Origin of the sequence: Paracoccus litorisediminis (assembly GCF_009711205.1) — a bacterium.
In the GTDB taxonomy this organism is placed as follows: Bacteria; Pseudomonadota; Alphaproteobacteria; order Rhodobacterales; family Rhodobacteraceae; genus Paracoccus; species Paracoccus litorisediminis.
The window spans coordinates 22,491-48,910 of sequence record NZ_WMIG01000008.1 but is presented as its reverse complement, the minus strand read 5'-3'; the positions used below and the strand labels follow the sequence as shown (position 1 = coordinate 48,910).

General features: G+C 64.6%; 22 protein-coding genes. 10 read left to right on the top strand and 12 right to left on the bottom strand.

Annotated features, from left to right (window positions below; all coding sequences use genetic code 11):
- The first annotated feature begins 39 nt into the window (after positions 1 to 39).
- The gene (locus tag GL300_RS14745) at positions 40 to 1,566 is read left to right on the top strand and encodes a phospholipase D-like domain-containing protein (protein WP_246195195.1); all 1,527 of its coding nucleotides are present in this window, start codon (positions 40 to 42) and stop codon (positions 1,564 to 1,566) included.
- A 35-nt stretch (positions 1,567 to 1,601) separates the two neighbouring features.
- On the opposite strand, the gene GL300_RS14740 is transcribed toward GL300_RS14745, so the two are convergent.
- Positions 1,602 to 2,861 (bottom strand): MFS transporter, encoded by a 1,260-nt coding sequence (locus GL300_RS14740; protein WP_155040418.1) that lies wholly within the window; start codon positions 2,859 to 2,861, stop codon positions 1,602 to 1,604.
- Between the two features lie 175 nt (positions 2,862 to 3,036).
- Positions 3,037 to 3,948 (bottom strand): LysR family transcriptional regulator, encoded by a 912-nt coding sequence (locus GL300_RS14735; protein WP_155040417.1) that lies wholly within the window; start codon positions 3,946 to 3,948, stop codon positions 3,037 to 3,039.
- Positions 3,949 to 4,049: 101 nt separating this feature from the next.
- Between GL300_RS14735 and GL300_RS26190 the strand changes: the two genes are divergently transcribed.
- Together GL300_RS26190 and GL300_RS14725 are read left to right on the top strand one after the other, a co-directional pair.
- Positions 4,050 to 4,409, top strand: coding sequence for a cupin domain-containing protein (locus GL300_RS26190; RefSeq protein WP_170297680.1), 360 nt, complete (start codon positions 4,050 to 4,052; stop codon positions 4,407 to 4,409).
- Between the two features lie 38 nt (positions 4,410 to 4,447).
- Positions 4,448 to 5,842: an NAD(P)/FAD-dependent oxidoreductase gene (locus tag GL300_RS14725; protein WP_155040415.1), complete on the top strand. Its 1,395-nt coding sequence runs from the start codon at positions 4,448 to 4,450 to the stop codon at positions 5,840 to 5,842.
- 50 nt (positions 5,843 to 5,892) lie between these two features.
- Here GL300_RS14725 and GL300_RS14720 read toward each other — a convergent pair whose 3' ends face one another.
- Positions 5,893 to 6,465 (bottom strand): cupin domain-containing protein, encoded by a 573-nt coding sequence (locus GL300_RS14720; RefSeq protein WP_155040414.1) that lies wholly within the window; start codon positions 6,463 to 6,465, stop codon positions 5,893 to 5,895.
- A 144-nt stretch (positions 6,466 to 6,609) separates the two neighbouring features.
- Here GL300_RS14720 and GL300_RS14715 point away from each other — a divergent pair, with 144 nt between their 5' ends.
- From GL300_RS14715 to GL300_RS14695, 6 genes are all read left to right on the top strand, one after another.
- Positions 6,610 to 7,887 (top strand): 4-aminobutyrate--2-oxoglutarate transaminase, encoded by a 1,278-nt coding sequence (locus tag GL300_RS14715; RefSeq protein ID WP_155040413.1) that lies wholly within the window; start codon positions 6,610 to 6,612, stop codon positions 7,885 to 7,887.
- A complete protein-coding gene (locus GL300_RS14710; RefSeq protein ID WP_246195194.1) occupies positions 7,887 to 9,353 on the top strand; it encodes an NAD-dependent succinate-semialdehyde dehydrogenase in 1,467 nt (488 codons plus the stop codon). Before GL300_RS14715 ends, GL300_RS14710 begins: the two co-directional genes overlap by 1 nt.
- 156 nt (positions 9,354 to 9,509) lie before the next feature.
- Complete coding sequence (locus tag GL300_RS14705) at positions 9,510 to 10,550, top strand: imelysin family protein (protein WP_155040412.1); 1,041 nt, start codon at positions 9,510 to 9,512, stop codon at positions 10,548 to 10,550.
- Between the two features lie 16 nt (positions 10,551 to 10,566).
- A complete protein-coding gene (locus GL300_RS26185) occupies positions 10,567 to 11,058 on the top strand; it encodes a hypothetical protein (RefSeq protein WP_170297679.1) in 492 nt (163 codons plus the stop codon).
- Positions 11,055 to 12,590 (top strand): multiheme c-type cytochrome, encoded by a 1,536-nt coding sequence (locus GL300_RS14700; protein ID WP_170297678.1) that lies wholly within the window; start codon positions 11,055 to 11,057, stop codon positions 12,588 to 12,590. The genes GL300_RS26185 and GL300_RS14700 overlap by 4 nt, the downstream gene beginning before the upstream one ends.
- The gene (locus GL300_RS14695; RefSeq protein WP_155040410.1) at positions 12,587 to 14,776 is read left to right on the top strand and encodes an FTR1 family protein; all 2,190 of its coding nucleotides are present in this window, start codon (positions 12,587 to 12,589) and stop codon (positions 14,774 to 14,776) included. The genes GL300_RS14700 and GL300_RS14695 overlap by 4 nt, the downstream gene beginning before the upstream one ends.
- 52 nt (positions 14,777 to 14,828) lie before the next feature.
- Here GL300_RS14695 and GL300_RS14690 read toward each other — a convergent pair whose 3' ends face one another.
- From GL300_RS14690 to paaN, 9 genes are all read right to left on the bottom strand, one after another.
- On the bottom strand, positions 14,829 to 16,235 hold the full coding sequence (locus GL300_RS14690) for an aldehyde dehydrogenase family protein (RefSeq protein ID WP_155040409.1): 1,407 nt from the start codon (positions 16,233 to 16,235) through the stop codon (positions 14,829 to 14,831).
- Between the two features lie 111 nt (positions 16,236 to 16,346).
- Entirely contained in the window at positions 16,347 to 17,288 is a 942-nt protein-coding gene (locus tag GL300_RS26705; RefSeq protein WP_155040408.1) for a helix-turn-helix domain-containing protein, read from the bottom strand.
- 116 nt (positions 17,289 to 17,404) lie between these two features.
- Positions 17,405 to 19,348 carry a 3-hydroxyacyl-CoA dehydrogenase NAD-binding domain-containing protein gene (locus GL300_RS14680; protein WP_155040407.1) on the bottom strand — a complete coding sequence of 648 codons (1,944 nt, stop codon included), beginning with the start codon at positions 19,346 to 19,348 and terminating at the stop codon, positions 17,405 to 17,407.
- Positions 19,349 to 19,350: 2 nt separating this feature from the next.
- Positions 19,351 to 20,052: an ABC transporter ATP-binding protein gene (locus GL300_RS14675; RefSeq protein ID WP_155040406.1), complete on the bottom strand. Its 702-nt coding sequence runs from the start codon at positions 20,050 to 20,052 to the stop codon at positions 19,351 to 19,353.
- A complete protein-coding gene (locus GL300_RS14670) occupies positions 20,039 to 20,815 on the bottom strand; it encodes an ABC transporter ATP-binding protein (RefSeq protein ID WP_155040405.1) in 777 nt (258 codons plus the stop codon). Before GL300_RS14670 ends, GL300_RS14675 begins: the two co-directional genes overlap by 14 nt.
- On the bottom strand, positions 20,812 to 21,768 hold the full coding sequence (locus tag GL300_RS14665) for a branched-chain amino acid ABC transporter permease (protein WP_155040404.1): 957 nt from the start codon (positions 21,766 to 21,768) through the stop codon (positions 20,812 to 20,814). Before GL300_RS14665 ends, GL300_RS14670 begins: the two co-directional genes overlap by 4 nt.
- A gap of 1 nt (position 21,769) precedes the next feature.
- Positions 21,770 to 22,642, bottom strand: coding sequence for a branched-chain amino acid ABC transporter permease (locus GL300_RS14660; RefSeq protein WP_155040403.1), 873 nt, complete (start codon positions 22,640 to 22,642; stop codon positions 21,770 to 21,772).
- A 60-nt stretch (positions 22,643 to 22,702) separates the two neighbouring features.
- A complete protein-coding gene (locus GL300_RS14655) occupies positions 22,703 to 23,848 on the bottom strand; it encodes an ABC transporter substrate-binding protein (RefSeq protein ID WP_155040402.1) in 1,146 nt (381 codons plus the stop codon).
- Between the two features lie 26 nt (positions 23,849 to 23,874).
- Positions 23,875 to 25,521, bottom strand: a complete 1,647-nt coding sequence (paaN, locus tag GL300_RS14650; protein ID WP_155040401.1) for a phenylacetic acid degradation protein PaaN — start codon at positions 25,519 to 25,521, stop codon at positions 23,875 to 23,877.
- Positions 25,522 to 25,622: 101 nt separating this feature from the next.
- Here paaN and paaG point away from each other — a divergent pair, with 101 nt between their 5' ends.
- Entirely contained in the window at positions 25,623 to 26,411 is a 789-nt protein-coding gene (paaG, locus tag GL300_RS14645; protein ID WP_155040400.1) for a 2-(1,2-epoxy-1,2-dihydrophenyl)acetyl-CoA isomerase PaaG, read from the top strand.
- The last annotated feature ends 9 nt before the right edge of the window (positions 26,412 to 26,420 follow it).

The window sequence follows — 26,420 nt, the reverse complement described above, 5'->3', positions numbered from 1 at the left end:
GCTAGTTCCGGGTTTCGTCAGGCCATGAAAGGTCGCGCGATGCCCGGAATGTCTACTGCCGAATATCCGGGTCTTGAGCCCGATCGCAACTGCTGGCGTGTCGAACGCGCCAGCCGGTTTTCCTTCATCATCGATGGCCAGGACTATTTCCGCGCCTTACGGGAATCGCTGCTGCTGGCCCGGCGCTGCGCCATCATGGTCGGCTGGGATTTCGATTTCGAGATCGAGATGCTGCCCGGCGAAAGCGATGCGGATGGCCTTGGTCCCGACGGATTTCCCAACCGTGTCGGTCCCTTTCTTGAGGCGCTTGTCGACCGGCGCCCGGATCTGGACATCTACCTGCTGAAATGGAGCGGCGGGGCGCTGATCGCTCCGGGAGGGGTGATCCCGGCCGCGCAGATCAAGCTGTTGGCGCCTAAGCAGGTGCATCTGGCCTTTGACGGTCGCCACCCGATCGGCGCCTGCCATCATCAGAAGATCGTGGTCATCGACGATTCACTGGCCTTTTGCGGTGGCATCGACATGACCGACGGCCGCTGGGACCGGCCCGAACATCGCAGCGACGATCCCCGGCGGATGCTGCGGACGGGCGAGCCCGGCCAACCATGGCACGACGCGTCAGCCGTGTTCAGCGGTCCGGCTGCGGCGGCGCTGAGCGAGCTTGCCCGCGCCCGCTGGGCACGCGCCAATGACGGCGATCTGCCCGAAGATTTCCGCCCCGGCGATGCACTTTGGCCTGAAAGCGTCGTTCCCGCGCTACAGGATGTCGATCTGGCCCTTGCCCGCACCGAACCGCCCGGTCACGACCGCCCCGCCATCGCCGAGATTGAGCAGCTTTATCTGGACAGCATTGCCCGCGCACGGCACTGCATCTATCTGGAGTCGCAATATTTCTGCGCCGACAGCATCACCCGTGCCCTGCTGCGGCGTCTGGCCGAACCTGACGGACCCGAAGTCGTCGTCATCAACCCCTTGGCGGCCCAAAACATGCTTGAGGATCAGGCGATGCATGTGACCCGCTCACGCATGGTGCGGCTGCTGCGGCAGAACGATCCTCATGGCCGCTTCCGCATGTTCCACCCGGTGAACGACGCGGGAGAGCCGATCTATGTCCATGCCAAGATCAGCATAATCGACGATCAACTGCTGCGCGTGGGTTCAAGCAATATCGACCGCCGCTCGATGGGTTTCGATACGGAATGCGATGTGGCGCTGATCGGAAATGATCCCAAGACCCGCGACCATATCACCACCATCCGCGAACGCCTGCTGGCCGAACATCTGAACCGCAGCCCGGATCAGGTCGCTCAAGCCCTTGGCGAAGGTGGTGGCGTCATCGCGACCATCGAGCGGCTGAACCGGCCCGAGGGGCGAGGCCTGCGACCGATGCCGTTGCGGCGGGAAAGCCTGATCGGGGGTTGGCTGGCCGATACGCGGTTCTTTGACCCGCGCTACAGGCGCAGCGCGCAGGCCCGGCTGGGGTTGACCTCGCGCCACGTGATGATTGGGGGCGTGGCGCTGGTCGCAGGGCTGGCACTGTGGCGCGCGGGACGGCGACGCCGATAGGAAAAAGGGCCGCAGCTTCCTGCGGCCCGATCGATTCAGTGCAAGGCCAGTTTCTTGCGATACAGGATCGGGATCAGCACCATCGGCACCAACGCCATCACAGTCATCACTTCGGAAATCCAGATCGCGGCGGCGAAGTCACCCTCTTGCCCGACATAGGCGGCGGCCAGCGCCGGGCCAAAGGCCGTGCCGACCAGATTGGTGAACTGGCCAAAGGCCACAACCGTGCCGGAATGGTCCAGATCCGACTGGATGCTGAGGAAATAGGGGAAAACAATCGCCCAGGAGACGCAGAAGATCAGCGTGCCCGCGATGTATCCAGCCTCGGTCGGGAAGGCCATGTAGACATACATCGACAGAAGCTGGCCCAAAATGCCGCCGATCAGCGGGATGAAATGGCCCAGCCGATTGCCCAGCCACGCCACGCCAAGCGCAGCAAGCCCCGCGACGATATTGGCGTAGGCAATGATGTCGCCGATGGCCAGCACATCAAGGCCGGACAGGCGACCGATGCCCTCGGAATAGGCCCAGATCGCGCCGTTCGAGGCGCCGTAGATCATGATGCCGATGATCGACAGGATGGCGGGACCGCGCAGCAGCAAAGCCCATTCCATCTGGTCCTTGTTGGCACCCACGTCATCCGCATCGCGCAGATCCGAGCGCAGCCGGAACGCGCCCATGACCGGGGCCAGCACCAGTGCGGCGGCGATCAGCACCAGCTGACCCGACTGCATCAGGTTGAAGCCCATGTCCGAGCTGTCCAGAATCCGCGGGAAGAAATAGGCGCCAAGGCCCGGATAGACGAACTGGAAACAGGTGAAGATGGCAAAGGCACGTTCGGCATTCTTGGTGCGCGACAGCGCGGCGGCAACGGCCGCCTGCGTCAGACCGCCACCGAAACCGGCCAGAAGCGTCAGGACAAAGAAGGTCTTGGCGTCATGCATCACCAGCGTCAGCGCGGTGAAGACCAGCATGATGATCATGCCCACGACCGAAACCCGCGTCATCGACCAATGCTTGGTGCGCAGCGAGACAAGGACCGTCGCCAGCGCCAGACCGATCAACGCCGCCGAGGAGATCCGGCCCGCCATGTCGGGGCCAAAGCCCAGATGCTCGTCATAGGCATAGACCAGCACCGGCAGCAGCATCAGCGGCGACAAGGCGATCGAGCCGACGAAGCCGGCCATCGTCTGGGCAAGCCACCCGTCGGGGTTCAACCCGCCAAGGCCATTCTTCTTCGCGGATTGATTGGCATGGGCCGCGTGCCCGAAAACTGAATCCAGCCGTCCGATCATGATTGCCCCTGTCGGACCTGTCGGTTGCAATGGATCAGCGCGGTCGTAAGGTTCCGCGTGCCAGGGTTTGAGATCCCCGTGCTTAGCCGATACATGATTTCCCCCATTTGTTGGACTTAAAGCTGAGGGACTGTATTCGACGGTACACGACCGTCACATATTCTGGCGACAACGCTCAGATTGATTGCTGCAAATGTTGGCCATGCGCCTCGACCAACAGATCGCGGACATAGGACACGCTTTTCGCCAGCCTGCCGCCGCGCGTCGCAAGCTCGATCGCGGCAAGGTAATCGTCATTCTCGACCGGAAGGCGGCGCAGGCGGGCGGCATAGGGCATGCTTTCCGCCAGATGCACCGGCAAAAGCCCGACATAGGCCCCCGACAGGATCATCATCAACTGCGCCTCGATGTCATAGACGATGCGGTCAGCGTCGATACGCTGGAAGCTCAGCTGCCTGCGCCCGCCCCAATAGCCCCGATGCACCCAAGGCTGGGCATAGCACAAGTCGCGGTCGATCGTCGCATCCGGCACGCTGAACAGCGGATTACCCTGGGCGCAATACAGTAGGTGCTGCTCTTGATAGAGCGAGGCATAGCTGAGGACGCCCAACCGGGAATCGAAACCGCCGATGCCGATATCCAGTTCGTTCTTGGCCAAAGCCGCGCTGATATCGCCGGGACGCATGATGCCCAGCTCGACCTCGATCATCGGTGCATCGCGGGCAATGCGCGCCAGAACCTCAGACAAATGGCAGTTCGGGTCCGAGGCCACGCAATCGACAATGCCGATGCGCACGATCCCGGTCAGCGCGCCACGTAACTGGCTAAGGCGGCGAGACTGCATTTCCAGCCCGGCCAGCACCTCCAGCCCGATTTCATGGACCACACGCCCCTTGTCGGTCAGGGCAAATCCACGCCTGCCACGCTCGCACAGCTTGACGCCCAACCGCTGCTCCAGCGCGGTCAGGTGGTTCGAGATCGTCGGCTGGCTCAATGAAAGCTCAACCTGCGCCGCAGACAGGCCGTTGTTGCGCACGACGCTGTCAAAGACGCGAAACAGATGCAGGTCCGAGCCCGAGATTTTCATGGTGCATTCACCCAGTCAAATGTTTCGATTGGCACTCGGGGATTTGTCTGCGTTTGTCTAGCCATTATCCGCCTCGCAACTTTCAAGACGTAGAGGAAGACATGTCGCACATTATCCGCATCAACCGCGAAGGCGTTTCGAACGAAGCTCTGGAATCCTGCTCGGTCGTCCCGGCAGAAGCCGTGCTGTCCGGCGAAGCCATCGAAAAAGGCGCGCTGCACCTGACCGAAGGCAAAGTGACCATCGGCACCTGGGAATGCACCCCCTATGCTGAAATCCTCGCCTATCCGAACATGACCGAATACACGACCGTCCTGTCGGGCCGCGTTGCGATCACCGATGCCGACGGCACCGTTCAGGAATTCGGCCCCGGCGACAACTACGTGCTGAAAAGCGGCTTCGAAGGCCGTTTCGAAGTGCTGGAAACCCTGCGCAAGATCTACGTCCTGATCGAGGACTGATCCAAAGCCCCATCCCAGAACAGCACCGAGACCCGCAGATGCAGAACCGCGCTGACAAGGCCCTGGCCGATACGACCTTCTTCCCGTTCTGGCTGGACCGCCCGGATGCGCCTGCACCTGCGGCACCGCTGATCGGCGCGACCAAAGCCGATCTGCTGATCGTAGGCGGTGGCTTCACCGGCCTTTGGGCCGCGATTCAGGCCAAGGAAACCGACCCGTCCTGCGACGTGGTCCTGATCGAGTCCGACCGCATCGCGCATGGCGCATCGGGTCGGCCGGGCGGGATCGTCTCGACCTCGGTGATGCATGGTCTGGGCAACGCGCAGCGCATCTTCCCCAAGGATCTGGATGCGCTGGAAGCGCTTGGCCATGACAACATGGCCGGCTTCACCCGCACCATCGATCAGCACGGCATCGATGCCAATCTGGAATGGACCGGCGAAATGACCGTGGCGGTGTCGAAAGACGCCGTACCGATCGTGCAGGAAGAATACGACCTGCACCGCGAACATGGTCATGATGTCGAACTGCTGGACGCGGCGGGAACCCGCGCCCAGCTGAACTCTCCGCTGTTCGAGGGCGCGATCTGGTCGCGCAAGAACAGCGGCATCGTGCATCCGGCGCGCCTGGCATGGGGGCTGCGTCGCGCGGCCATCGCGCTGGGTGTCCGTCTGCACGAGTTGTCGCCGATGCTGGGCATCGACGATCAGGGCAACACGCTGGTCGTGCGCACCCGTGACGGTGAGGTCCGCGCCCCGCGCGTGATGCTGTGCACCAACGCATTCGCCGAAGGTCACAAGCGCATCAAGACCCGCGTCGCCATGGTCCGCGACCGCATCCTGACGACCGAGCCGCTGAATGCCGAACAAAAGGCTGCCATTGGCTGGATCAACCGTCAGGGCGTCTATGACACCCGCACCCAGCTGAACTACATGCGCCTGACGCCCGATGACCGCATCCTGTTCGGCGGCCGTCTTGGCTATTTCGCGAACAGCCCGCGTGATCCGCGGCTGGACCGCACCCCCGCACCTTACGGTCGTCTGGCCGAGGCCTTCTTCACTACCTTCCCGCAGCTTGAAGGCATCCGCTTCTCGCATGCGTGGAGCGGCCCGATCGCGCTGACCACCCGGATGGCGGTGCATTTCCAAAGCTATTACGGCGGCAAGGCGATCTATGCCGGCGGCTATTCCGGCTTTGGCGTTTCGGCCAGCCGCTTCGGCGCGCGGGTCGGTCTGGCGAAACTGGCGGGTCTCGATCTGCCGGAAACCCGGATGGAATTCGCCGCGACCGAGCCGAACTGGATCCCGCCCGAGCCCTTCCGCGCCATCGGCGCCAAGATCACCATGGTCGCGCTGGATGGGGCCGACGCCAAGGGCGGCTGGCGCAAGCCGTGGCTGGCCATGTGTGGCAAGCTGGGCTTCCCGCTGTCCTGACCATGAAATGGCCGCCGCGAGGCGGCCTTTTTCATTTCAGAAGGTCTTTCTCAGAAGGTGGGCGGCGTGCAGGCGCTGACGATAACGCAGGGTTCCGGCCCGACCTGCCGGAAGCGATGCGGCTTGCGGCTGTCGAAGTAATAGCCGTCGCCGGGACCAAGAATGCGGCGCTCCTCGCCGACGGTGATCTCGATCCGGCCCGAGATCACAATTCCGCCCTCTTCTCCCTCATGGCGATACATCACCCGACCGGTATCCGCGCCCGGCTCGTAGCGTTCATGCAGGATGGTCATGGCGCGGCCAAACTGGCTGTTGCCGATGCGCTTCAGGGACAGTTTCCCTTTGCCGATTTCCGGGAGGTCGCTGGCCTGATAGAAAATCACCTGCTCGGGCTCCGGCTCAAAGGCAAAGAACTCGGACAGGCTGACCGGGATGCCGTCAAGGATGCGGCGCAGCGCGCCGACCGAGGGGTTCATCTTGTCAGCCTCGACCAGCGAGATCGTCGCATTGGTGACATTGGCGCGCTTGGCCAGCGCGCGCTGCGACAGGCCCGCGCGTTCGCGCAGGATTCGCAAACGCTCGCCCAGACGCAGGTCGCTCAGCTCGGTGTTTAGGTCGTTCATGATCGTTAACAGTCTGACATTGACGCTATGGATTTCAACGCTTTGCGTTCAGAAAGAATTAGACTGTAAAAACCATTTTGAACAGGGCATCTGCGATGACAACCGGGCGAGATTCAGTGCCCCGGACCTTTCAGGAGGCATCACATGCTTAACGCCGAAATCGCCGCCCGCCGCCAGACCACCATCGCCCGTGGCGTTGGCATGCAGACCCAAATCTATGCGGCCAAGGCCCGCAACGCCGAGGTCTGGGATGTCGAAGGCACCCGCTATATCGACTTCGCCGCAGGCATCGCCGTGGTGAACACCGGCCATTGCCACCCGAAGGTCATGGAAGCGGTCAAGACCCAGCTCGAATCCTTCACCCATACCTGCCACCAGGTCCTGCCTTACGAAAACTACATCGCCCTTGGCGAGCGCCTGAACGCGCTGGTTCCGGGTGACTTCGACAAGCGCACGACCTTCGTCACCACCGGTGCCGAAGCCGTTGAAAACGCGATCAAGATCGCCCGCGCCCATACCGGCCGTAATGCCGTCATCGCCTTTGGCGGTGGCTTCCACGGCCGCACCTTCATGGGCATGTCGCTGACCGGCAAGGTCCAGCCCTACAAGGCCGGCTTCGGCGCGATGATGCCCGATGTCTTCCACGTGCCCTTCCCGATCGCGCTGTATGGCCAATCGACCGAAGACGCGATGGCCGGCATTGAAAAGCTGTTCAAGGCCGACCTCGACCCGGCCCGTGTCGCCGCGATCATCTTTGAACCGGTCCAAGGCGAAGGCGGCTTCAACCCGGCACCGACCGAGTTTGTCCGCGCCGTCCGCGAACTGTGCGACAAGCACGGCATCGTGATGATCGCCGACGAAATCCAGACCGGTTTCGCCCGCACCGGCACCCTGTTCGCAATGGAGCAGCACGGCATCTATGTCGATCTGGTCACCATGGCCAAAGGTCTGGCAGGCGGCCTGCCGCTGGCAGCGGTCACCGGTCGCGCCGAGATCATGGATGCAGCAAACCCCGGCGGTCTGGGCGGCACCTATGGCGGCAACCCGCTGGGCATCGCAGCAGCGCACGCCGTTCTGGACGTGATCGAGGAAGAAAACCTGTGCGACCGCGCCAATGAGCTGGGCTCGCGCCTGCGTCAGCGTCTGGAATCGATCCGCGCCACCACGCCGGAACTGGCCGAAGTGCGCGGTCCGGGCTTCATGGTCGCAGCCGAGTTCACCACTGCCGACGGCAAGGCCCCGAATGCTGATCTGGTCAACCGCATCCGCACCGAGGCGCTGTCGCGCAAGCTGATCCTGCTGACCTGCGGCGTGAACGGCAACGTCATCCGCTTCCTCGCACCGCTGACCATCGACGAAGCCCACTTCGCCGAGGCGCTGGACATCCTCGAAGAATCCATCGCAGCGGCAAAGGCGGCATGATGCTGGACAACAAGCACATGCTGAACCTCAAGGACCCGAGCCTTCTGACCGGCAGCGCCTATATCAATGGCGCGCGCTTCAAGGGCGACAAGGTCTTTGCCGTGACGAACCCGGCAACGGGCGAGGAACTGGCGCAGGTCGCGGATATGGGGGTGGCCGAGCTTTCGGCCGCCATCGACGCGGCCCATGCCGCGCAGAAACCCTGGGCCGCGCGCACCGGCAAGGATCGTGCAGGGGTCCTGCGCCGCTGGCATGACCTGATCCTCGCGAATGTCGAGGATCTGGCCGTGATCCTGACCGCCGAGATGGGCAAGCCGCTGGCCGAGGCCAAGGGCGAGATCGCCTATGGCGCAGCCTATGTCGAATGGTTCGCTGAAGAGGCCAAGCGCGTCTATGGCGACACCATTCCGGGTCACATGCCCGACAAGCGCATCATCGTGCTTAAACAGCCGGTGGGCGTCGTCGGTGCAATCACGCCGTGGAACTTCCCCAATGCCATGCTGGCGCGCAAGATCGCGCCGGCACTGGCGGCGGGCTGCACCATGGTTGCGCGCCCCTCGGAACTGACGCCGCTTTCGGCGCTGGCTCTGGGCGTTCTGGCCGAGCGTGCGGGTATCCCGGCGGGCGTCTTGAACATCGTTCCGGGTCTTGATGCGGCTGGTATGGGTGCCGAGCTTTGCGCCAACCCGAAGGTCGCCAAGATCTCGTTCACCGGCTCGACCCGCGTGGGCAAGATCCTGATGCGTCAGGGTGCCGAGACGATCAAGAAACTGTCGCTGGAACTGGGCGGCAACGCCCCCTTCATCGTGTTCGACGACGCCGATATCGACGCGGCGGTCGAAGGCGCGATGATCGCCAAGTTCCGCAATAACGGCCAGACCTGCGTCTGCGCGAACCGCATCTATGTCCAGTCGGGCGTTTACGATGCCTTCGCGGAAAAGCTGGCGGCCCGCGTCGCGGCAATGGCGGTCGGCAATGGCCTGACCGATCCGGTTCAGGTCGGGCCCCTGATCAACACTGCGGCCTTGGCCAAGGTCGAGGATCACATCGCCGACGCTGTGGCCAATGGCGCGACGGTGGCGACTGGCGGCGCGCGTCACGAGCTGGGCGGGACCTTCTTCCACCCGACCGTGCTGACCGGCATGAAGCCCGAGATGAAGATCTCGCGCGAGGAGACCTTCGGTCCCGTCGCCCCGATCTACAGCTTCGAGACCGAGGACGAGGCGATCGCACTGGCCAATGCCAGCGAGTTCGGCCTTGCGGGCTATTTCTACGCCCGTGACCTGTCGCGCGTCTGGCGCGTGGCCGAGGCCTTGGAAACCGGCATGGTCGGCGTCAATACCGGCCTGATCTCGACCGAGGTCGCGCCTTTCGGCGGCGTCAAGCAATCCGGCCTTGGCCGCGAAGGCAGCCATTACGGTCTCGATGACTATCTTGAGATCAAGTACATGTGCCTCTCGGTCTGAACCGAAAAAACGGCCGGGCAGCGATGCCCGGCCGATCTGCATTCCGCGACTGCGCATTCCAATTGCAACAAAAATGGTCGGGTTATAAGAGAGTCCCAGTGAGTCCTTTCCGCGGACAATGCTCCGCGGAGACGTTCGAGACAGGAGCCCTCGACCATGCGCCGCACCTTGCTTTGCCTGACCCCCGTCCTTTTGCTGGCAGCCCAGCCCGGCTTTGCCGCAACCGAAAGCGAGGGGTTGGCACAGGTCAAGGCCTTCACGCTGGAACATAACGCGGCGCTGGTCGCCAATGCGCAGAAGATGCAGGGCTCGGCCGAGGCCTATGCCGCGCTGATCGCCGCGCATGGCGGCGACTACAAGGCCGCATGGGAAGCCGAAGGCCCGAAACTGGCCGAGGCCGTGACGGCGATGCGCGACCAGTGGCTGGCGGCCTCGAATGAATACGAAACCATCGAAGGCATTGTCGCGGGCATTCCCTCGACCGCGAAATACGACCTGATCCTTGATGCCGGCAATCCGGGGACCGAGGAAGAGGACGTGGCCGAATACGACCTGACCCTGCCCGACGGCACCGTGCTGAAACGTCCGGGCAGCCTGTTCCATTCGATCACCGAGCCGCTGCTGTGGGGAACCGACAAGGAACATGTCAAGCTGGACGCCGACCTGAATGGCGACGGCCAGATCGGGCCGGGAGAGCTGCTGTTCGACGCCAATCTGGCGCTTGGTGCGGCCCAGGGCATGGTTGAATGGTCCAAGGCGCTGGAAACCGACATGGCGGCGTGGGAACCCAACCGCGACGACGCCTTTACCGCCGTTGTCACCATGACGCCGACCGTCGGCGACTATTTTGGTGAATGGAAGGAATCGCAATTCCTTGGCGGCGAGGGCGAAGCCTTTATCGCGCGCAGCCGTCTGATCGACGTTCTGGGGATCATGGGCGGTTGCCAGCGGATGTACAATCAGGCGATCTCGCCGGTGGTTTCGACCGACGACGCCGCGCTGGACGGCTCGATCACCAAAGGCTTCGATGAGCTGATCGCGCTGGTCACCGAGACCCGCGACCGCGAAGCAAAGGGCGACAAGTTCACGGCCGAAGAGGCCGACGCACTTGGCAGCGAGGCACAGGACATCGCCGAACGGATCGTGGCGCAAGTCCTGCAGGCCGCGGCCAAGCATGGGGTCGAAATCAAGGGCTGAAATCTGCGAGGCAAAGATGGGACAAGCCGCAAGCCAGGCCCGTCAAGGCACAACGACACACACCGCCCGGCATGAATACGGGCGCGGGGGAAGCCTGCGCTCGGGTCTGCACAGTGCGATCATCGCCGGGCTGTTCGCCTCGGGGATCTACCTGTGGCTGGCGCCCTCCAGCCCCATCGTCCTTTGGACGCATGTCGGCCTTGGGTTGGCGCTGGTCGCGACGCTGGTGCCGTGGCTGCTGCGGCATGTCCCGACCGGACTGCGGATGAGCAGCCGGACGGGGTTCACCGTGCTGTCATGGGCTTTGCTGGCCGACATGGTGCTGGTCGTCCTGACCGGCCTGACCATGAGCCTGCCGGGTCTTCTATGGCTGGCGGGCAAGCTGTGGCTGCCCGCACGCGAACTGACCGAAACCCTGTCGCTGCTGCATTTCTGGGGCGCATGGCCGATCCTGCCGGTGCTGATCCTGCATCTGGCGATGCGGCATTGGGGATGGGTGCGGTCATGAAGATCAAGACCCAGCTGCGCTACCACGCCCGGCCTCTGCTGGCCGCGCTACTGGTCGCGGTGACGGCCCTTGCCGCCTATGCGGCGCTGGCCCCGCGGCCCGCGCCCGTTGGCGTTGCGGCGACGGATGTGCCCTTCTACCGCCTGCCCTTTGGTCCCGATGACACAGGACAGGAGCGGCTGTTCTGGCCCTCGCGCATCCGCTCGGCCTCGGGCGCGTTCAGTGATCCGACACGGCTGCCATCCGCAGCGGATTGCGCCTCGTGTCACCAACAGGAATTCCATGAATGGGCCGGGTCGCTGCATGCGATTGCCGACCGGGACCTGATCTATGAGGCGACGGTGGACGCCAATGTCGACAGCGTCCGCAACCCCGAACAGGGCCGCTTCTGCGAGGGCTGCCACGCCCCCAATGAAATGTTGACCGGCCGCGTCAATCGTTTTGTCTCGGTCCAGCCCGCCGATGCACTGACCGAGGGCGTGACCTGCATCACCTGCCACACCGCCATCCATGCCCAGCCGGAGACCGGCAATGGCGCGATCACGCTGGCCTATAACCGCGCCGAATACGATCAGGACGGCTTGACCAATGCGGCGCTGCTGGCCAATCCGCGCGACCATCTGGCCGCCTATGGCGCGCCCGATACCACCGCGCTGATGAAAAGCTCGGATCTGTGCGGCGCCTGCCATGTCGAGATCTACGACCACTCCATGTCCAAGGCGCGCAGCCCGCAGGTGGCGCAATCGACCTTTCTGGAATGGCGCGACAGCTGGTACGGGCAGCAGGGCGTGACCTGCCAAGCCTGCCACATGGCCGACGACCCCGCCGCGCAGGTCATGGCCATCCGCAACGGCGACCTGTCCGGGCCCAAGCGGTTTTCGCATCGCTTCGTCGGCGCGAACCACCTGCTGACCGATACCGGTATGGGCGACACGCTGGACGTGCTGCGCGGCGGCGCGCTGCCGGGCGTCAGCCGCGACCTGAACCGCGACACCCTGACCGAGCAGGCCCGCCAGACCGAAGCACTGCTGCGCGCCGCCGCCGGGCTGGAACTGCGCGACCAGCAACGGCGCGGCGACACCCTGCATCTGGCGGTGGCGGTGCAGAACCTTGGCGCGGGGCACAACCTGCCGACCGGCGTCAATGACCAGAAACACATGTGGCTGGAACTGACCCTGACCGACGCGCAGGGCCGGACCCTGTACCGCTCGGGCGGCCCGGATGAGGCCGAGACCGTGGCCTGGATCGAACATTTCCAGGACAGCAAGGGCCGCCGCATCACCGATCACCTGACCTTCTCGACCGCCGAGGTCAATTGGGTCCGCCGCCCGATCCCCGCCAAGGGCGAGGATGTCGCGACCTATGACATTCCTCTGGACGGCGCGGCGCAAGGCCCTCTGCACCTGACCGCGCGGCTGGAATACCGGGTCGCGCTGCCCGACCTTCTGTATCGCAATCTTCGGCGCGAAATGGCCGTTCCCCCCTTCACCCTGGCCGAGCTTTCGACCGATCTGACGGATAACCAGCCTTGAAATTCCTGACCGCAATTGCGCTGCTGCTTGCCATGGCGCTGCCGATCCATGCCGAGGAAACTCCTTGGAGCGCCGCCGAAACCCTGCGCAGCGAAGCAGGCCGTATCGAGCGGCTGATGTATCGCGCGGCCTCTCCCGAACGCGATGCCGACATCGCCCAGCGGCTGCAATACATGCAGGCCGCATGGTCCGCGACCAAGGGCCAGTTTGGCGCGGCCGGGGCCGATGCGGCGATGGCCGATTATGCGGCCAGTGTCGGCAGCGGCGACCCGGCGCAGGTGGCGCGCGACCGCCAACGGCTGTGGACCGCGGTGATGGCTGCGGCGCGGGATCATGGGCTGGCAGCGATCCTTGCCGGACAGCCCGATCACGCGCGCGACTGGCTGAATATCCGCGACTATGCCCGCGCCTCCCGCGATACCGGGGCCGCGCTGGCGGTCAAGGCGCTGGCGGCGGACCAGCTTGAACCACAGGCCGCCCATGACATTGTCCAATCCGAACTGCTGACCGTCGCCGCTTCCGAATTGCGGCTGGCCTTGTCCCGCGCGACCGAGGATGCAGGCGCGGGTCGCATGGTGCAATATGCGGGCGATCTGGGCCGGGCCGAGGGGCTGGTCGCCTATCTGGGCGACAATCTGGATGCCCGGCTTGGTGCGGAAAGCGTGGCCGCGCTGCGTCAGGATCTGGCCCGGGCCGAACAGGATCCTTCGGCGATCGCGGCGATCAGCCAGCGCATTGCGGGCTATGCCCCGGTCGTGCTCTCGCCCGAGGAAACCTTGCGCCGCGCCCGTCTGCTGCGCCGTTTCACCGTCATGGTCTGGGAGGAATATGCCAACGGCGTCCGCGACGGCCAGATCACCCAGCATCTGGAATATAACGAGTCGCTGATGTTCCGCGACCGCGCGGTACTGATCCTTGGTGATCTGACCCCTCAGATGACCAATCCTGCAGATGCCGAACGGCTGATGCAGTTGCTCGACGACAGCAAGACGCTGATATTGCAGCGCAAGGATGGCGTCGAACCGTTGATAACCGAGGCTGTATCACTGATCGACGCGACCTTTGGGGCCGAGGTCGCGCAGGGTGGCTATGCCGCCGCCGTCGACGCGCTGCCCGCCGCGCTGGACGAAATGGTGCTGGTCGCTGCGAATGGCGACTGGACCGAAGCCGAGTTGAAGCGGCTGGAGGCCTATTCCTGGTTCGATCCCGATATCGAACAACGTCTGAAGCCCCGCGCACCGTCAATGGCGCTGCGGATGGAGGCGCGCTTCTGGGAGGGTAACACCGAGCGTCCTGGCCTGGCCCGTCTCATCGCCGCTCAGGTGCCCAAGGACGTCCTGGCCGCCGAGGTTGAGGGGATCAAGGCGGACCTGGCCGATGCGCGCGAGCGGATCGAAGCCCCGATTTCCGCTACGGGCGCCGCGCTGCAATCGGCGGGCATCATCTTCCGCGAGGGGCTGGAGGGCGTGTTGATCCTTGCGGCACTGCTGGCCGCACTTCGTGCCGAAGGGGCCGATCCCGCCCGCTTCCGCCGCCCGGTCGCCCTGGGTGTCGGTCTGGCGGTGGTCTGCAGCTTTGCGCTATGGGCGGCGACGCGCTGGCTGTTTTCCATCTCGACCCTTTCGCGCGAAGCATTGGAGGGGGCCACGGCGCTGCTGGCCGCCGCAGTGCTGATCTGGCTGGTGCTGGGACTGACCGCCAAGGGCGGGCATGTAGCGGCGATGCGGCGCAAGCTGGCCGGAACGGCAACGGTCCGCACCGTCGCGTTTCTGGCCTTCCTCGTGGTCTTCCGCGAGGGGTTCGAGACGGTCCTGTTCTATGAGGCCCTGCTGGTCGATGCCGCACCCATTCCGGTCCTGCTTGGACTGGTTGCCGGGGCGGGTGCTGCACTGGCGGCTGGCTGGATGATCCTTGCCTCGGGGCGGAAGCTGCCGCTCCGGCTGTTCTTCCGCGCAACTTCGGCGCTGCTGGCGCTGCTGTCGGTGGTGCTGGTCGGCGCAGGCGTACGCGGGTTGCAGACCGCCGCGCTGATCAGCGCGACTCCGGTCAACTGGTTCCCGGACCGCGACTGGCTGCAATTGTGGTTCGGGCTGTTCCCGGTGGCCGAGCCGCTGATCCTGCAGGGGTTGGTGGTGCTGCTGTTCCTTGGCGTCAGCGTGTCGCGGCAAAGGCAGGCGACAGCGTAACCCGCAGCAAGGGTGCCGCCCCGCCGGATATCCCGGCAGGGCGGCCAATCGCTTAGCTGAAGACGACTTGAATGTCGGTGTATTCGGCAAGGCCTTCTTCACCGAATTCGACGCCCAGACCCGAGGATTTCACCCCACCGAAGGGCGCGTTGGGCTGGATCATGCCGTGCTTGTTCAGCCAGACCGAGCCGCATTCCATCCGCGCGGCCAGCTTGCGCCCGGCCTCGATGTCCTTGGTCCAGATCGAGCCGCCCAGACCGTTCTCGCTGTCATTCGCCGCGGCAATGACCTCGTCCAGATCGGTGTAGCGGATGACCGGCAGGACCGGGCCGAACTGTTCCTCATCAACCAGCGGATCGCCGTTCTTCAGACCGGCAATGATCGTCGGGTTGAAGAACAGTCCCTCGCCCGGCTTGCCGCCCAGCAGGACCTGACCGCGGGTCTTGGCGTCCTCGACCAGACCCGCGACTTTCTCGAACTGCATGCGGTTCTGGATCGGACCCAGGACCGAGCCTTCCTCCAGCCCGTTGCCGACCGGGATCTGCGCGGCATAGGCGACCAGTTCCTTGCAGACTTCGTCATGGATGCTGTCATGAACATACAGGCGCTTCATCGCGGCGCAGGTCTGGCCGTTATTGATGAAGGCACCCCAGAACAGGCCCTCGGCAATGGCCTTGGGATCGGCATCGGGCAGGACGATGCCCGCGTCATTGCCGCCCAGTTCCAGCGTCAGGCGCTTCATCGTGGCCGAGGCCGATTGCATCACCCGCTTGCCGGTCGCGCTGGAGCCGGTGAAGACGATCTTGCGGATATCGGGATGGCTGGACATCGCCGCACCCAGATTGACCTCGCGGTCCTCGCCCGAGACGATGTTGACGACGCCTGCGGGCAGAACCTCGTTCATCAGCTCGACCAGCCGCAGCGTCGCAAGGGGGGTATAGGGCGAGGGCTTGATCACGACCGTATTACCGGTGCGCAGCGCGGGCATGATATGCCAGATCGCGATCATCACCGGGAAGTTCCACGGCGTGATCGAGCCGATGACGCCCAGCGGCTTGCGGTGCAGTTCAACCCGACCGGCATTGTCGTCCTGCAGCACCTTCACCGGCAGCGACAGACCGGCAGTGTAGCCCGCCCAAGCCTGTGCTCCGCCGATCTCCCAGCGCGAGCCAAGGCCGTTCAGCGGCTTGCCCTGCTCCAGCGTCACCAGACGTGCCAGTTCCTCGGCATGTTCGCCAATCTTGGCGGTCACCGCCTCGCAGGCGGCCTGCAATTCGGCATCGGATTTCTGCGACCAGTCGACAAAAGCCGCCTTGGCGGCCGCGACCGCCAGATCCAGATCGGCCAGCGTGGCATTGGGCGCGGTCCCGGCGACTTCGCCGGTCGCGGGGTTGATCACGTCAAAGCGGGCCGCGACCGCGTGGGTCTTGCCGCCGATGGTCAGGTTAAGTTCGCTCATGCTTCATCCTCCCGTGCGCTCTGTCGCAGAGCGTTTCACGCCAGAATGCCAGTTTCGGCGCGCCGGGTCTTGGCAACATGCGCCACTGCGCTTGGCGCAGCGCGCCACGTATCAGTGCCGCGCCTGCCCCGGAGACATGCCGAAACGCATGCGGAAGGCGCGATAGAAATGGGACAGGTCATTGAAGCCGCAATCAAACGCGATGGCAGCAATGTCACCGCGATCGCTTTTGCAGGCCCCGCCCAGACGCGAGCGCGCCAGATCAAGTCTGGCTGCCAGCAACGCACCCGTGACGGATTCGCCCTGCCGGGTGAAGGCGCGCTGCAGCGTCCGGCGCGAGACACCCAGATCGCCCGCCAGCGTATCCAGATCAAGCCCGCCATCCCCGGCGCGGGTCGCGATCCGCTCGGTCGCGCGGCGATGCAATTGGGCGGCGCGGTCGGTCTCTCCGGTCGCGCGGGAATGGCAATAGGCCGAGAGGATGTTGAGCAGGGCTTCGGACAGAGCCGCGCCGCCGGCATCGTCAAGCATCAGCCGCGTCACGATCCCCTGCATCGCCGGGACCAGAGGATCGGTCCGGTCGACAGCCATGCCGCCGGTGCAAAGCGACCCCAGACGGCGCACGGCCTCGTCCCGCGGCAGATGCAGCGAGATCTGGCGCGATTGCGTACCCTCATAGATGAATTCCGAGGGCAGCCCGGAATCCGCGATATAGACATCGCCCGCCCGCAGCACCGTCTGGCAATCGCGCTGGATGATCCGGCTGGACCCGGCATGCTGGAACAGCAGGAACAGATGCTCACCCGGATCGCGGCGGATCATCGCCTGATCCCGCTCAACGCGCGAGGCATCCAGCGACACCACCGCCGCTTCGAACCGTGCCAGTCTGCGGCTTTCGACCAAACCGCAGATCCGATCCGCGCGTCCGGCCTGAGCATGGACGCGAAAGGCACCGCAGACCTGCTGGATGCGGCTGGCATATTCCTCGACGCTGCTGACGCTGTCGCCGGGTATGCCAAGCGTCTGCGCCGCCGTGACGGTTTGATACAGCATTGGACTCCTCCTTTTCCGATGCCAGTCCGCCCGAACGGAAACTCTGCTTCTGCGAAATACCCGATCCCCCCGTGGGGTCGCAAGCCGGGCGTGGCGTTCCGCGCCCGGCTGATTGCCTAACCGCGTGCGCGGTTTGCGAACATCGGCCCGCCGCGCCAGCGCGGAAATCCGTAGCCGTGGATCTTGACCAGATCGATATCGGCGGGGCTGGCGGCAATGCTCTCATCAAGGATTGCCTGCCCCTCGGCGGCCATTTCAGCGACCAGCGTCTGCGCGATTTCGGCGGCGGTCATTGCGGCATCCGGGCGGATCTGCGCGGCCAGCAGTTCGGCAACGGCGGTCGAGACCTGCGGCTTGCGGTCACCCGCGACATAGTCATACCAACCGCCACTGGTCTTTTGCCCCTTACGACCGGCGCGGACAAGGATATCGCCCAGCGTTTCCGGCACGCTCTGACCCGAGGCGCGCGCGCCTTCGCGTTGCAGATAGGCAATGTCGAGCCCGCCCAGATCCTGCGCCTCGAACGGCCCCATCGCCAGGCCATAGCCGCGCATCGCCGCGTCAATATCGGCGATCGGCACGCCACGCCGCACCAGCCCTTCGGCGGCAGCGCGATAGCGTTTCAGGATGCGGTTGCCGATGAAGCCCTCGCAGATGCCCGATTGCACCGGGATTTTCTTCAACATCCGCCCAAGGGCAAAACCGGTAGCCAGCGTCCGGGCCGAGGTTTCGGGCGTCGGCACGATTTCCAGCAGTTTCATCACATTGGCCGGGCTGAAAAAATGCAGCCCGATGAAGCGGTCGGAGTTCGGCAGGTCTTCGGCAATGGCGCGCGGGTCCAGATAGGACGTATTCGTGGCCAGAACCGCATCGGGGCGGCAAACCTCGCCCAGACGGGCAAAGACCGCGCGCTTGACGCTGATTTCTTCGAATACCGCCTCAATGACCATATCCGCATCGGCCAGCGCCGCGTAAACGGTGCTGCCGGTCACGCCGTCCTTCAGCGCTTGGGCCTGTGCCTCGGACAGCTTGCCGCGCTTGACGCCGCCGTCGAAAACCTTGGCGACATTGGCCAGACCACGTTCGACCGCAGCATCGTCCTGTTCGATCAGAGTGACAGGCAGTCCGGCATCGCGAAGTGCGGCGATGATCCCCGCGCCCATCGTCCCGCCACCAATCACCGCCACCTTGCGCAGGGGCGCGGGTTCGACCTCGCGCAAGGCCACCGGACGGGGGGCAGCACGTTCGGCGAAGAAGACCGCGCGCAGGGCGGCGGCCTGTTCCGTGCCGCGCAGTTCCATAAAGGTCTCACGCTCGAAATCCATGGCCTCCGTGAAGGGGGCCTCGGCAGCCTTTCGGATCGCGGCGAGGGCGCGGGCCGGTGCTGCGGCCCCCTTGGCGGCCTTGGTCACGGCTTTCTCGGCATCAGTCCAGAAGGCCGCGTCAGGGGCCGTGACCTCGCGGGCCGAAACGGGCAGCGGTAGGGGTTTCTCGATCGCCTCGACGGCAAAGGCCACGGCACCGTCCAGCAGGTCGCCTTCGATCACCGCGTCGATCAGACCCGCTGCGAGCGCCTTTGGCGCACGCAAGGGCTTACCGGAGGTCGCCATCTCGACAGCCGTTTCAACGCCACACAGGCGCGGCGTGCGGACCGTGCCGCCCGCGCCGGGAATGATGCCCAATGTCACCTCGGGCAACCCAACGAATGCATCGGGCAGCGCCACGCGGAAACGGCAGCCAAGCGCGACCTCGAAGCCTCCGCCAAGGGCCGAACCATGGATGGCCGCGACCCAAGGGGTCGTCGCCGCTTCGATCCGGGCGACCAGATCGGGCAGATGCGGTTCAACGGGCGGTTTGCCGAATTCGGTCACATCCGCCCCGGCGATAAAGGTGCGTCCGGCGCAGATCAGCACCACCGCCCGCACCGACGGATCAGCATCCAGTTCGGCCACGGCATCCCAAAGCCCTTGGCGCAGCGCCAGACCCAGCGCGTTGACGGGCGGGTTGTCCACGGTGACGGTGGCGATATCCCCTTGGCGGGCGATGGTGACGACAGACATGTTCAAATTCCCAGATAGGCTTCGCGAATGCGAGGATCGGCGATCAGTTCCGCCGCCGGCCCCTGCATGGTGATGGTGCCGGTTTCCATGACATAGCCACGGTCGGCAATCTTGAGCGCCCCGAAGGCGTTTTGTTCGACCAGCAGCACGGTGACGCCAAGCGCCTTGAGGCCGCTGACCACATCGAAGATCTGCTGCACGATGATCGGCGCCAAACCCATCGAGGGCTCATCCAGCAGCAGACATGAGGGCCGCCCCATCAGCGCGCGGGCCATGGCCAGCATCTGCTGCTGGCCGCCCGAAAGGCCGCCCGCCGCCAGATTGCGCTTCTCGCGCAGGATCGGGAACATGGCAAAGGCATCGTCCATATCCTTCTGGACGCGGTCATCGTTGTAAAGAAACGCCCCCAGACGCAGGTTTTCCTCAACCGAGAGGTTGGTGAAGATCTGCCGACCCTCGGGCGATTGCGCGAGACCCCGTGACAGCCGCTTATAGGCCGGGACGGTGGTCAAAGCCTCGCCACGGAAGGTGATCTTGCCCGCCGAGACCGGCTGCACGCCCGACAGGCAGCGCAAGAGCGTCGTCTTGCCCGCGCCATTCGCACCGACCACGGTGACGATTTCGCCGCTGTCAACTTGCAGGTCGAGACCGTGCAGCACCTCGATCCGGCCATAGCGCGAGCGCAGCCCCTCAACTGTCAGCATCGGCGGCCTCCGTTCCCAGATAGGCGGCGATGACCGCCGGATTGCGGCTGACCGCCTCGGGCGGCCCTTCGGCGATCTTCTCGCCGTGATCCAGCACGACGATATGGTTGGAAATACGCATCACCATCTTCATGTCATGCTCGACCAGCAGGATCGCGACGCCGGAACCGGCGACCTCGGCGATCAGGTGGTCGATTTCCTCGGTCTCGACGGCATTGCAGCCGGCGGCGGGTTCGTCCAGCAGCAGCACGGCAGGCTTCATCGCCAGCGCGCGGGCAATTTCCAGCCGCTTGAGCGAGCCATAGGACAGGTTCCCCGCCTCGCGATCGGCGGCCCGTTCAAGGCCAACGCGGGTCAGCAATTCGCGTGCGCCCTCCTCGGCCATGCGGGTGCGGCGGCGGGACGAGGGCAGGTTCAGAAGGTCAGCCAGAACCGGGCCGCGTTCCTGCAAGTGAAACCCGGCCATGGCGTTTTCCAGCACGGTCATGTTCTGAAAGATCTGCAGGTTCTGAAAGGTGCGGGACATGCCGCGCGCCGCCAAGCGGAACGGCTCCATCCCGGTCACGTCCTCGCCCTTCAGCCGCACCCGGCCCGAACCGGGGCGATAGACGCCCGAGATCATGTTGAACAGGGTCGTCTTGCCCGCGCCATTCGGCCCGATGACCGAGACGATCTCGCCCGGCTCGACGGAAAAGCTGACATCATGGACGGCGCGCAGGCCGCCAAAGGCAATGCCCAGACGCTCGATCTGCAACAGGCTCATTCGCCCCTCCCCCGGAATTTGCGCAGGATGGACGGCACCAACCCCTCGCGCAGGAAGATCATCACCAGCATCATCACCAGACCCAGGATCAGCTGTTCGTATTCAGCAAAGACCGTCAGCACCTGCGGCAGCAGCGTCAGGATGCCTGCGCCAAGGATCGCGCCGGGGACCGAGCCGACGCCGCCCAGCACCGCCATCGTGACCATCTCAACCGAGTGCATGAAACCGGCGATGTCGGGGGTGATGAACTTGTTTTGCAGCGCCGTCAGCGAGCCCGCGACCGAGGCATAGACTGCCGAGATGACGAATGCCTGCAACTTGACCCGCGCCACGTCGATGCCGACGGTTCCGGCAGCGACCTCGGACCCATGCAGCGCGCGCAGCGCCCGGCCCGTCGGGCTGTTGAACAGGTTGAGCGCGATCCATGCCCCGATGACCAGACAGATGCCGGTGAAGGCATACCAGAACTCGCCATTCGACAGGTCCAAGCCCCAGCCCTTCAGCACGGCGCGCAGGCCCAGATCCGGGACCTCGATCCCGTCGGGGCCCTTGGTCAGCCCGCGTTCGTTGTTCAGCACCATCGCGACAAGGATGCCAAAACCCAGCGAGGCGACGCCAAGGTAATAGCCCTTGAGCCGCAGGATCGGCCTGCCGACCAGAAAGGCCAGAACGGCGGAGATCACCGCCCCCAGCACCACGGCCAGCGCGGGATGCAGGCCCAGATGCACCGGGGCCAGCGCGCAGGCATAGCCGCCGATCCCGGCGAACCCGGCATGGCCAAGGCTGATCTGCCCGGCATAGCCGGTCAGGATGACGATGCCCGTAACCGCCAGCGCATTGACAAAGATCAGCGCGCCAACGCGGAAGTAATAGCCCGAGGGGAAAAAGAACGGGGCCGCCGCGATCAAGGCGGCCATGACGATCAGGGTCAGGTGTTTGCTGGAAAGTCGCATGTCACACCCGATCCGTGGATTTCTGGCCGAAAAGCCCCTGCGGCATGAAGAACAGCACGGCAAGGATGACGACAAAGGCTGCGGCCTCTTTGTATTGCGAGGACAGGTAGCCCGCGGTCATCGCCTCGAACAGGCCCAGCAGCAGCCCACCCGCGAAGGCGCCCTTGGGATTGCCCATGCCGCCCAGCATCGCACCCGCAAAGCCCTTGAGCGCCAGCCCCAAGCCCACGTCATAGGAGGTCATGGTAATCGGCGTGATCAGCACGCCTGCAAAGGCCCCGATCCCCGCCGACAGTGCGAAGGACAGCGTCATGATGAAATCGGTATTGATGCCCACCAGTTGCGCCGCGAGGCGATTGTTCGAGGTGGCCAGCACCGCGCGGCCAAGGATCGTGCGGGTGAAGAACAGCCACAGCGCCACGAAAACCGCCGCAGCGCCGCCGATCGCCCACAGGCTTTGCGTCAGGATCGTCGCGCCCATGACATGGATCGGGTCATCGCCCGAGAATGCCGGGAAGGTGTGGATCTGCTTGCCAAAGATCAGCTGCGCCGCGCCCCGGATAAAGATCGAGGCCCCGATGGTGATGATGATCAGCGTGACCACCGGCGCGCCGCGCGCGGGCTCGATGGCGAGCTTGTTCAGCGCTACGCCGATGGCTGCGGTGGCCGCAATCGCGATCAGCGCGGCCAAGGGCAGCGGCAGCCCGGCGGCATGGGCGAAAACGGTGATCATGCCGCCCAGCATGACGAATTCGCCCTGCGCGAAGTTCACCACGCCCGAGGCGTTGTAGATGATGGTGAAGCCAAGCGCGACAAGCGCATAGACCGCACCAACGGTCAGTCCCGAGAACAGGAATTGCAGGAATTCGGACATGCTGGGGTCCTTTGGCTAAGGGCTCCGGGCGGAGCGGCCCCCGTTAAGGGGCCGCGGGGCTCACTCGACGATGGTCCAGTCGCCGTCCTTGATCTCAAGCATTCGGAAGGCCGTCAGGTCGAGACCCAGATGGTCCTCGGCGGTCATGGTGTAGATGCCCGTCGTTCCGGCCAAACCCTTGACCCCTTCCAGCGCTTCGCGGATCGCCGCGGGCTCGCTGCTGCCTGCACGAGTGATCGCGTCGACCAGCAACGCGAAACCGTCATGGGCATAGCCGCCGAAGGTGCTGACCGGCGTCTTGTATTTCGCCTCATAAGCGGCCTTGTAGGCCGAGACGACCGGCTTTTGCGCATCGCCATCCGCCAGAAGTTCCGCGACCAGCAGCGCCGTGCCGGGCAGGCGCACGCCTTCGGCCGCGTCCTTGCCCGCAAGTTCGATGAACCCGTCCGAGGCCACGCCATGCGACTGGTACAGCGGCAGGTCGATCGCCAATTGCTTGTAGTTGCGCGTCACGATCGAGGGGCCCTGACCGAAGCCCGGGTTCAGCACCGCCTGCACGCCCGCCGCATTGCGGATCTTGGTCAGCTGCGCCGTCATGTCGGCGTCTTTCGGGTCATAGGTCTCGTCAGCGACGATCTCGATGCCGTATTCACCGACCACGTCCTTGCATTGCGCCTGCATCGACGCACCGAAACCATCCGTCCCCGAGATCAGGCCGATCTTGGTGATGTTCTGCTTCTTCATGTCCTCGAAGATCTTCTGGCAGGCCATGCGGTCGGTATGCGGGGTCTTGAAGGTGTTGGGCTTCACCGGCTGGATGATGTCGATGGCACCCGCCAGCGAGATGAACGGCACTTCCGCATCCTCGGCCACGGCCAGGATCGACATCGAGGCCCCGGTGGTGGTGCCGCCGATGATCGCCTGCACCTCATCGTCCTCGATCAGGCGGGTGGCAAAGGTGCGCGCCTTGTTGGCGTCGCCGCCATCGTCATACAGCACCAGTTCGACCTGCTCGCCATTGATGCCGCCCTTGGCGTTCAGTTCCTCGACCAGCATCTCCAGCGTCTTGGCCTCGGGGTCGCCCAGAAATGCCGCCGGGCCGGTAGCCGAGATCGAGGCACCGATCTTGATCTCGGCTTGGGCGGTCGATGCCAGTCCAAGCGCGATCAGCGCGGCGGGAACGGTCGTGGTCAGGGTCTTGATCATGGGTTCCTCCTCCCAAAGTTATCGGTTCAAGCGGCCGCGGGGCGGCGCCACATCGCCCGCCGGAAGCGGCTGGCGACGAATGCGGTATCGGTCATGCTGGCATTTCCCGCCGGGTTGGCCCCGGTGACGTGGAAATCGCTGAAGGCAGCCGACTGGTTGACGAAGATATTGCCGGTCAGGTTGATCGACAGGTTCACCCCTGCCCGCGCGAAAGCCGCGACGGCGCGGGAAATGCGGGCTTCGTCGGTATCGTAAAGCGCGGCGGTGATTGCGCCCTTCTGGCGGGCCAGATCAGAGGCGCGGGCGATGCCGGTATCGGCATCCTCAACCGCGATCAGATAGGCGATGGGGCCAAAGCATTCCTGCTGGCAGGCGGCATCGCCATCGTTAAGCGCCAGAAGCAGCGGCGTCGCAGTGCGCCCTTCGCCCAAGGGCGCAGAATCGCGGATGATCCGTCCCGAGGCGCGGGCGGCAGCCACCCGCTCCAGCGTCGCGGGATTGGCGATGGCACCGCAAATGCCCGCCGCGCGGGCCGGATCAGACAGCAGCGCGTCAATCGCCCCGGCCAATGCTTGTGCCACCTGATCGAATGTCTTGTGGCCCTGATCGGTCGGAATCCCGCCCTTCGGGATGTAGATGTTCTGCGGCGCGGTGCACATCTGCCCGGAATAGAGCGCCAGCGAGAAGGCCAGATTGGCGCACATGCCGTCGAAATCATCCGTCGCGGCGAGGGTGACGGTATTGACCCCGGCTTCCTCGCTGAAAAGCAACGCCATGGCATTGCTGCGCAGCCAGTCCCCGAACGCGCCTGAGCCGGTATAATCGATCAGCCGAATGGCGGGATCGGTTGCCAAGGTCTTGGTGATCTCGGCACCCGGCTGGTCCACGGCCAGCAGCACGGCATTTGCGGGCAGGCCAGCCTCGGCCAGGACCTCGCGCAGCACGCGCACGGTCAGCGCCAAGGGCAGGATGGCGGCGGGATGCGGTTTGACGATGACGGGGTTGCCAGCAGCCAGGCTGGCAAACAGGCCGGAATAGGAATTCCACGTCGGGAAGGTGTTGCAGCCGATCGCCAGCGAAATTCCCACCGGAATGACCGACCAGTGCTTTTCCAGCACGATCGGCTGGGCCTTACCCTGCGGCTTTTCCCAGCGCGCGGTTCCCGCGAAACGGGTCATCTCGGCGTAAGCCAAGGCCACGGCCTCAAGTCCTCGATCCTGCGCATGTGGCCCGCCCGCCTGAAAGGCCATGGCGAAAGCCTGTCCGGTCGTGTGCATGGTCGCATTGCCGATCAGGAAACTGATGCGGTTCAGGCGGACCAGCGCCTCAAGACAGACGCCTACACGGTCTTCGATTCTGGCAGCGGCCAAGGCATCGGCAGCACCCTGCGAGGCCGCGATCAGCGCCGGGGCCGATGCTGCCGGGTAGGTGATTCCCAATTGCAGACCAAAGGGCGATTCTTCGCGACCCAAGCGGCTTTCCTCGGGATGGCCGGGGATCGAGAAGGGCTGACCGCAAAGCGCCGCGAAAGCCGCCGCGCCGTCCTCCTTGGCGGTTTCGCCATAAATCTTGCCGCTGGGAACTTCGGGGAATGGCGTCCAGAATTCACGCGCGCGCAGTGCTTCCACCGCAGCGTCAAGCATCGGCCGATGGCGGTCGAAGAACTCTGACATGACATCCCTCCCAAGACTGAACATTATCATTGACCGACCGGTCGGTTTATGCAACAAAAATCTTCAATAGCCTCGGGGAGAGTGGGGCTGGGGAGTTCCAAATGACAGAAACGGTCCTGACCACGCTGGTCGACGGTGTACTGACGCTGACGCTCAACCGTCCGGAAAAGCTCAATTCCTTTAACGAGGACATGCATCTGGCCCTGCGTGCGGGGATCGAGCGCGCCCATGCCGATCCGGAAGTGCGCGCGGTGCTGCTGACCGGCTCGGGACGCGGTTTCTGTGCCGGACAGGATCTGGGCGACCGCGATCCGCGCAAGGGTGGCCCCGCACCCGATCTGGGCCAGACGCTGGACACGTTCTACAATCCGACGCTGCGGCTGATCCGCAAGCTGGAAAAGCCGGTGATCTGCGCGGTGAACGGCGTGGCGGCAGGTGCGGGCGCGAATATTGCGCTGGCCTGCGACATCGTGCTGGCGGCGAAATCCGCGAAATTCATTCAGGCCTTTTCGAAAATCGGCCTAATCCCGGATGCCGGCGGCAGCTGGAGCCTTGCCCGCATCTTGGGTGAGCCGCGCGCCAAAGCTCTGGCCCTGACCGCCGAGCCGCTGATGGCCGAAAAGGCCGCCGAATGGGGCATGATCTGGAAGGCCGTCGATGACGAGGCGCTGATGAGCGAAGCCGTCGCGCTGGCGACTTCGCTGGCTGCTGGACCGACGCTGGGTCTGGGCCTGACCAAGCGGCTGATTCAGGATGCGGCCACCAACAGCCTTGACCAGCAGCTTGACCTTGAGCGCGACCTTCAGCGTCAAGCCGGGCGCAGCAAGGATTCTGCCGAGGGCGTCACTGCCTTCCTTGAAAAGCGCAAGCCGGAGTTCACCGGCCAATGAAGCCCGTCT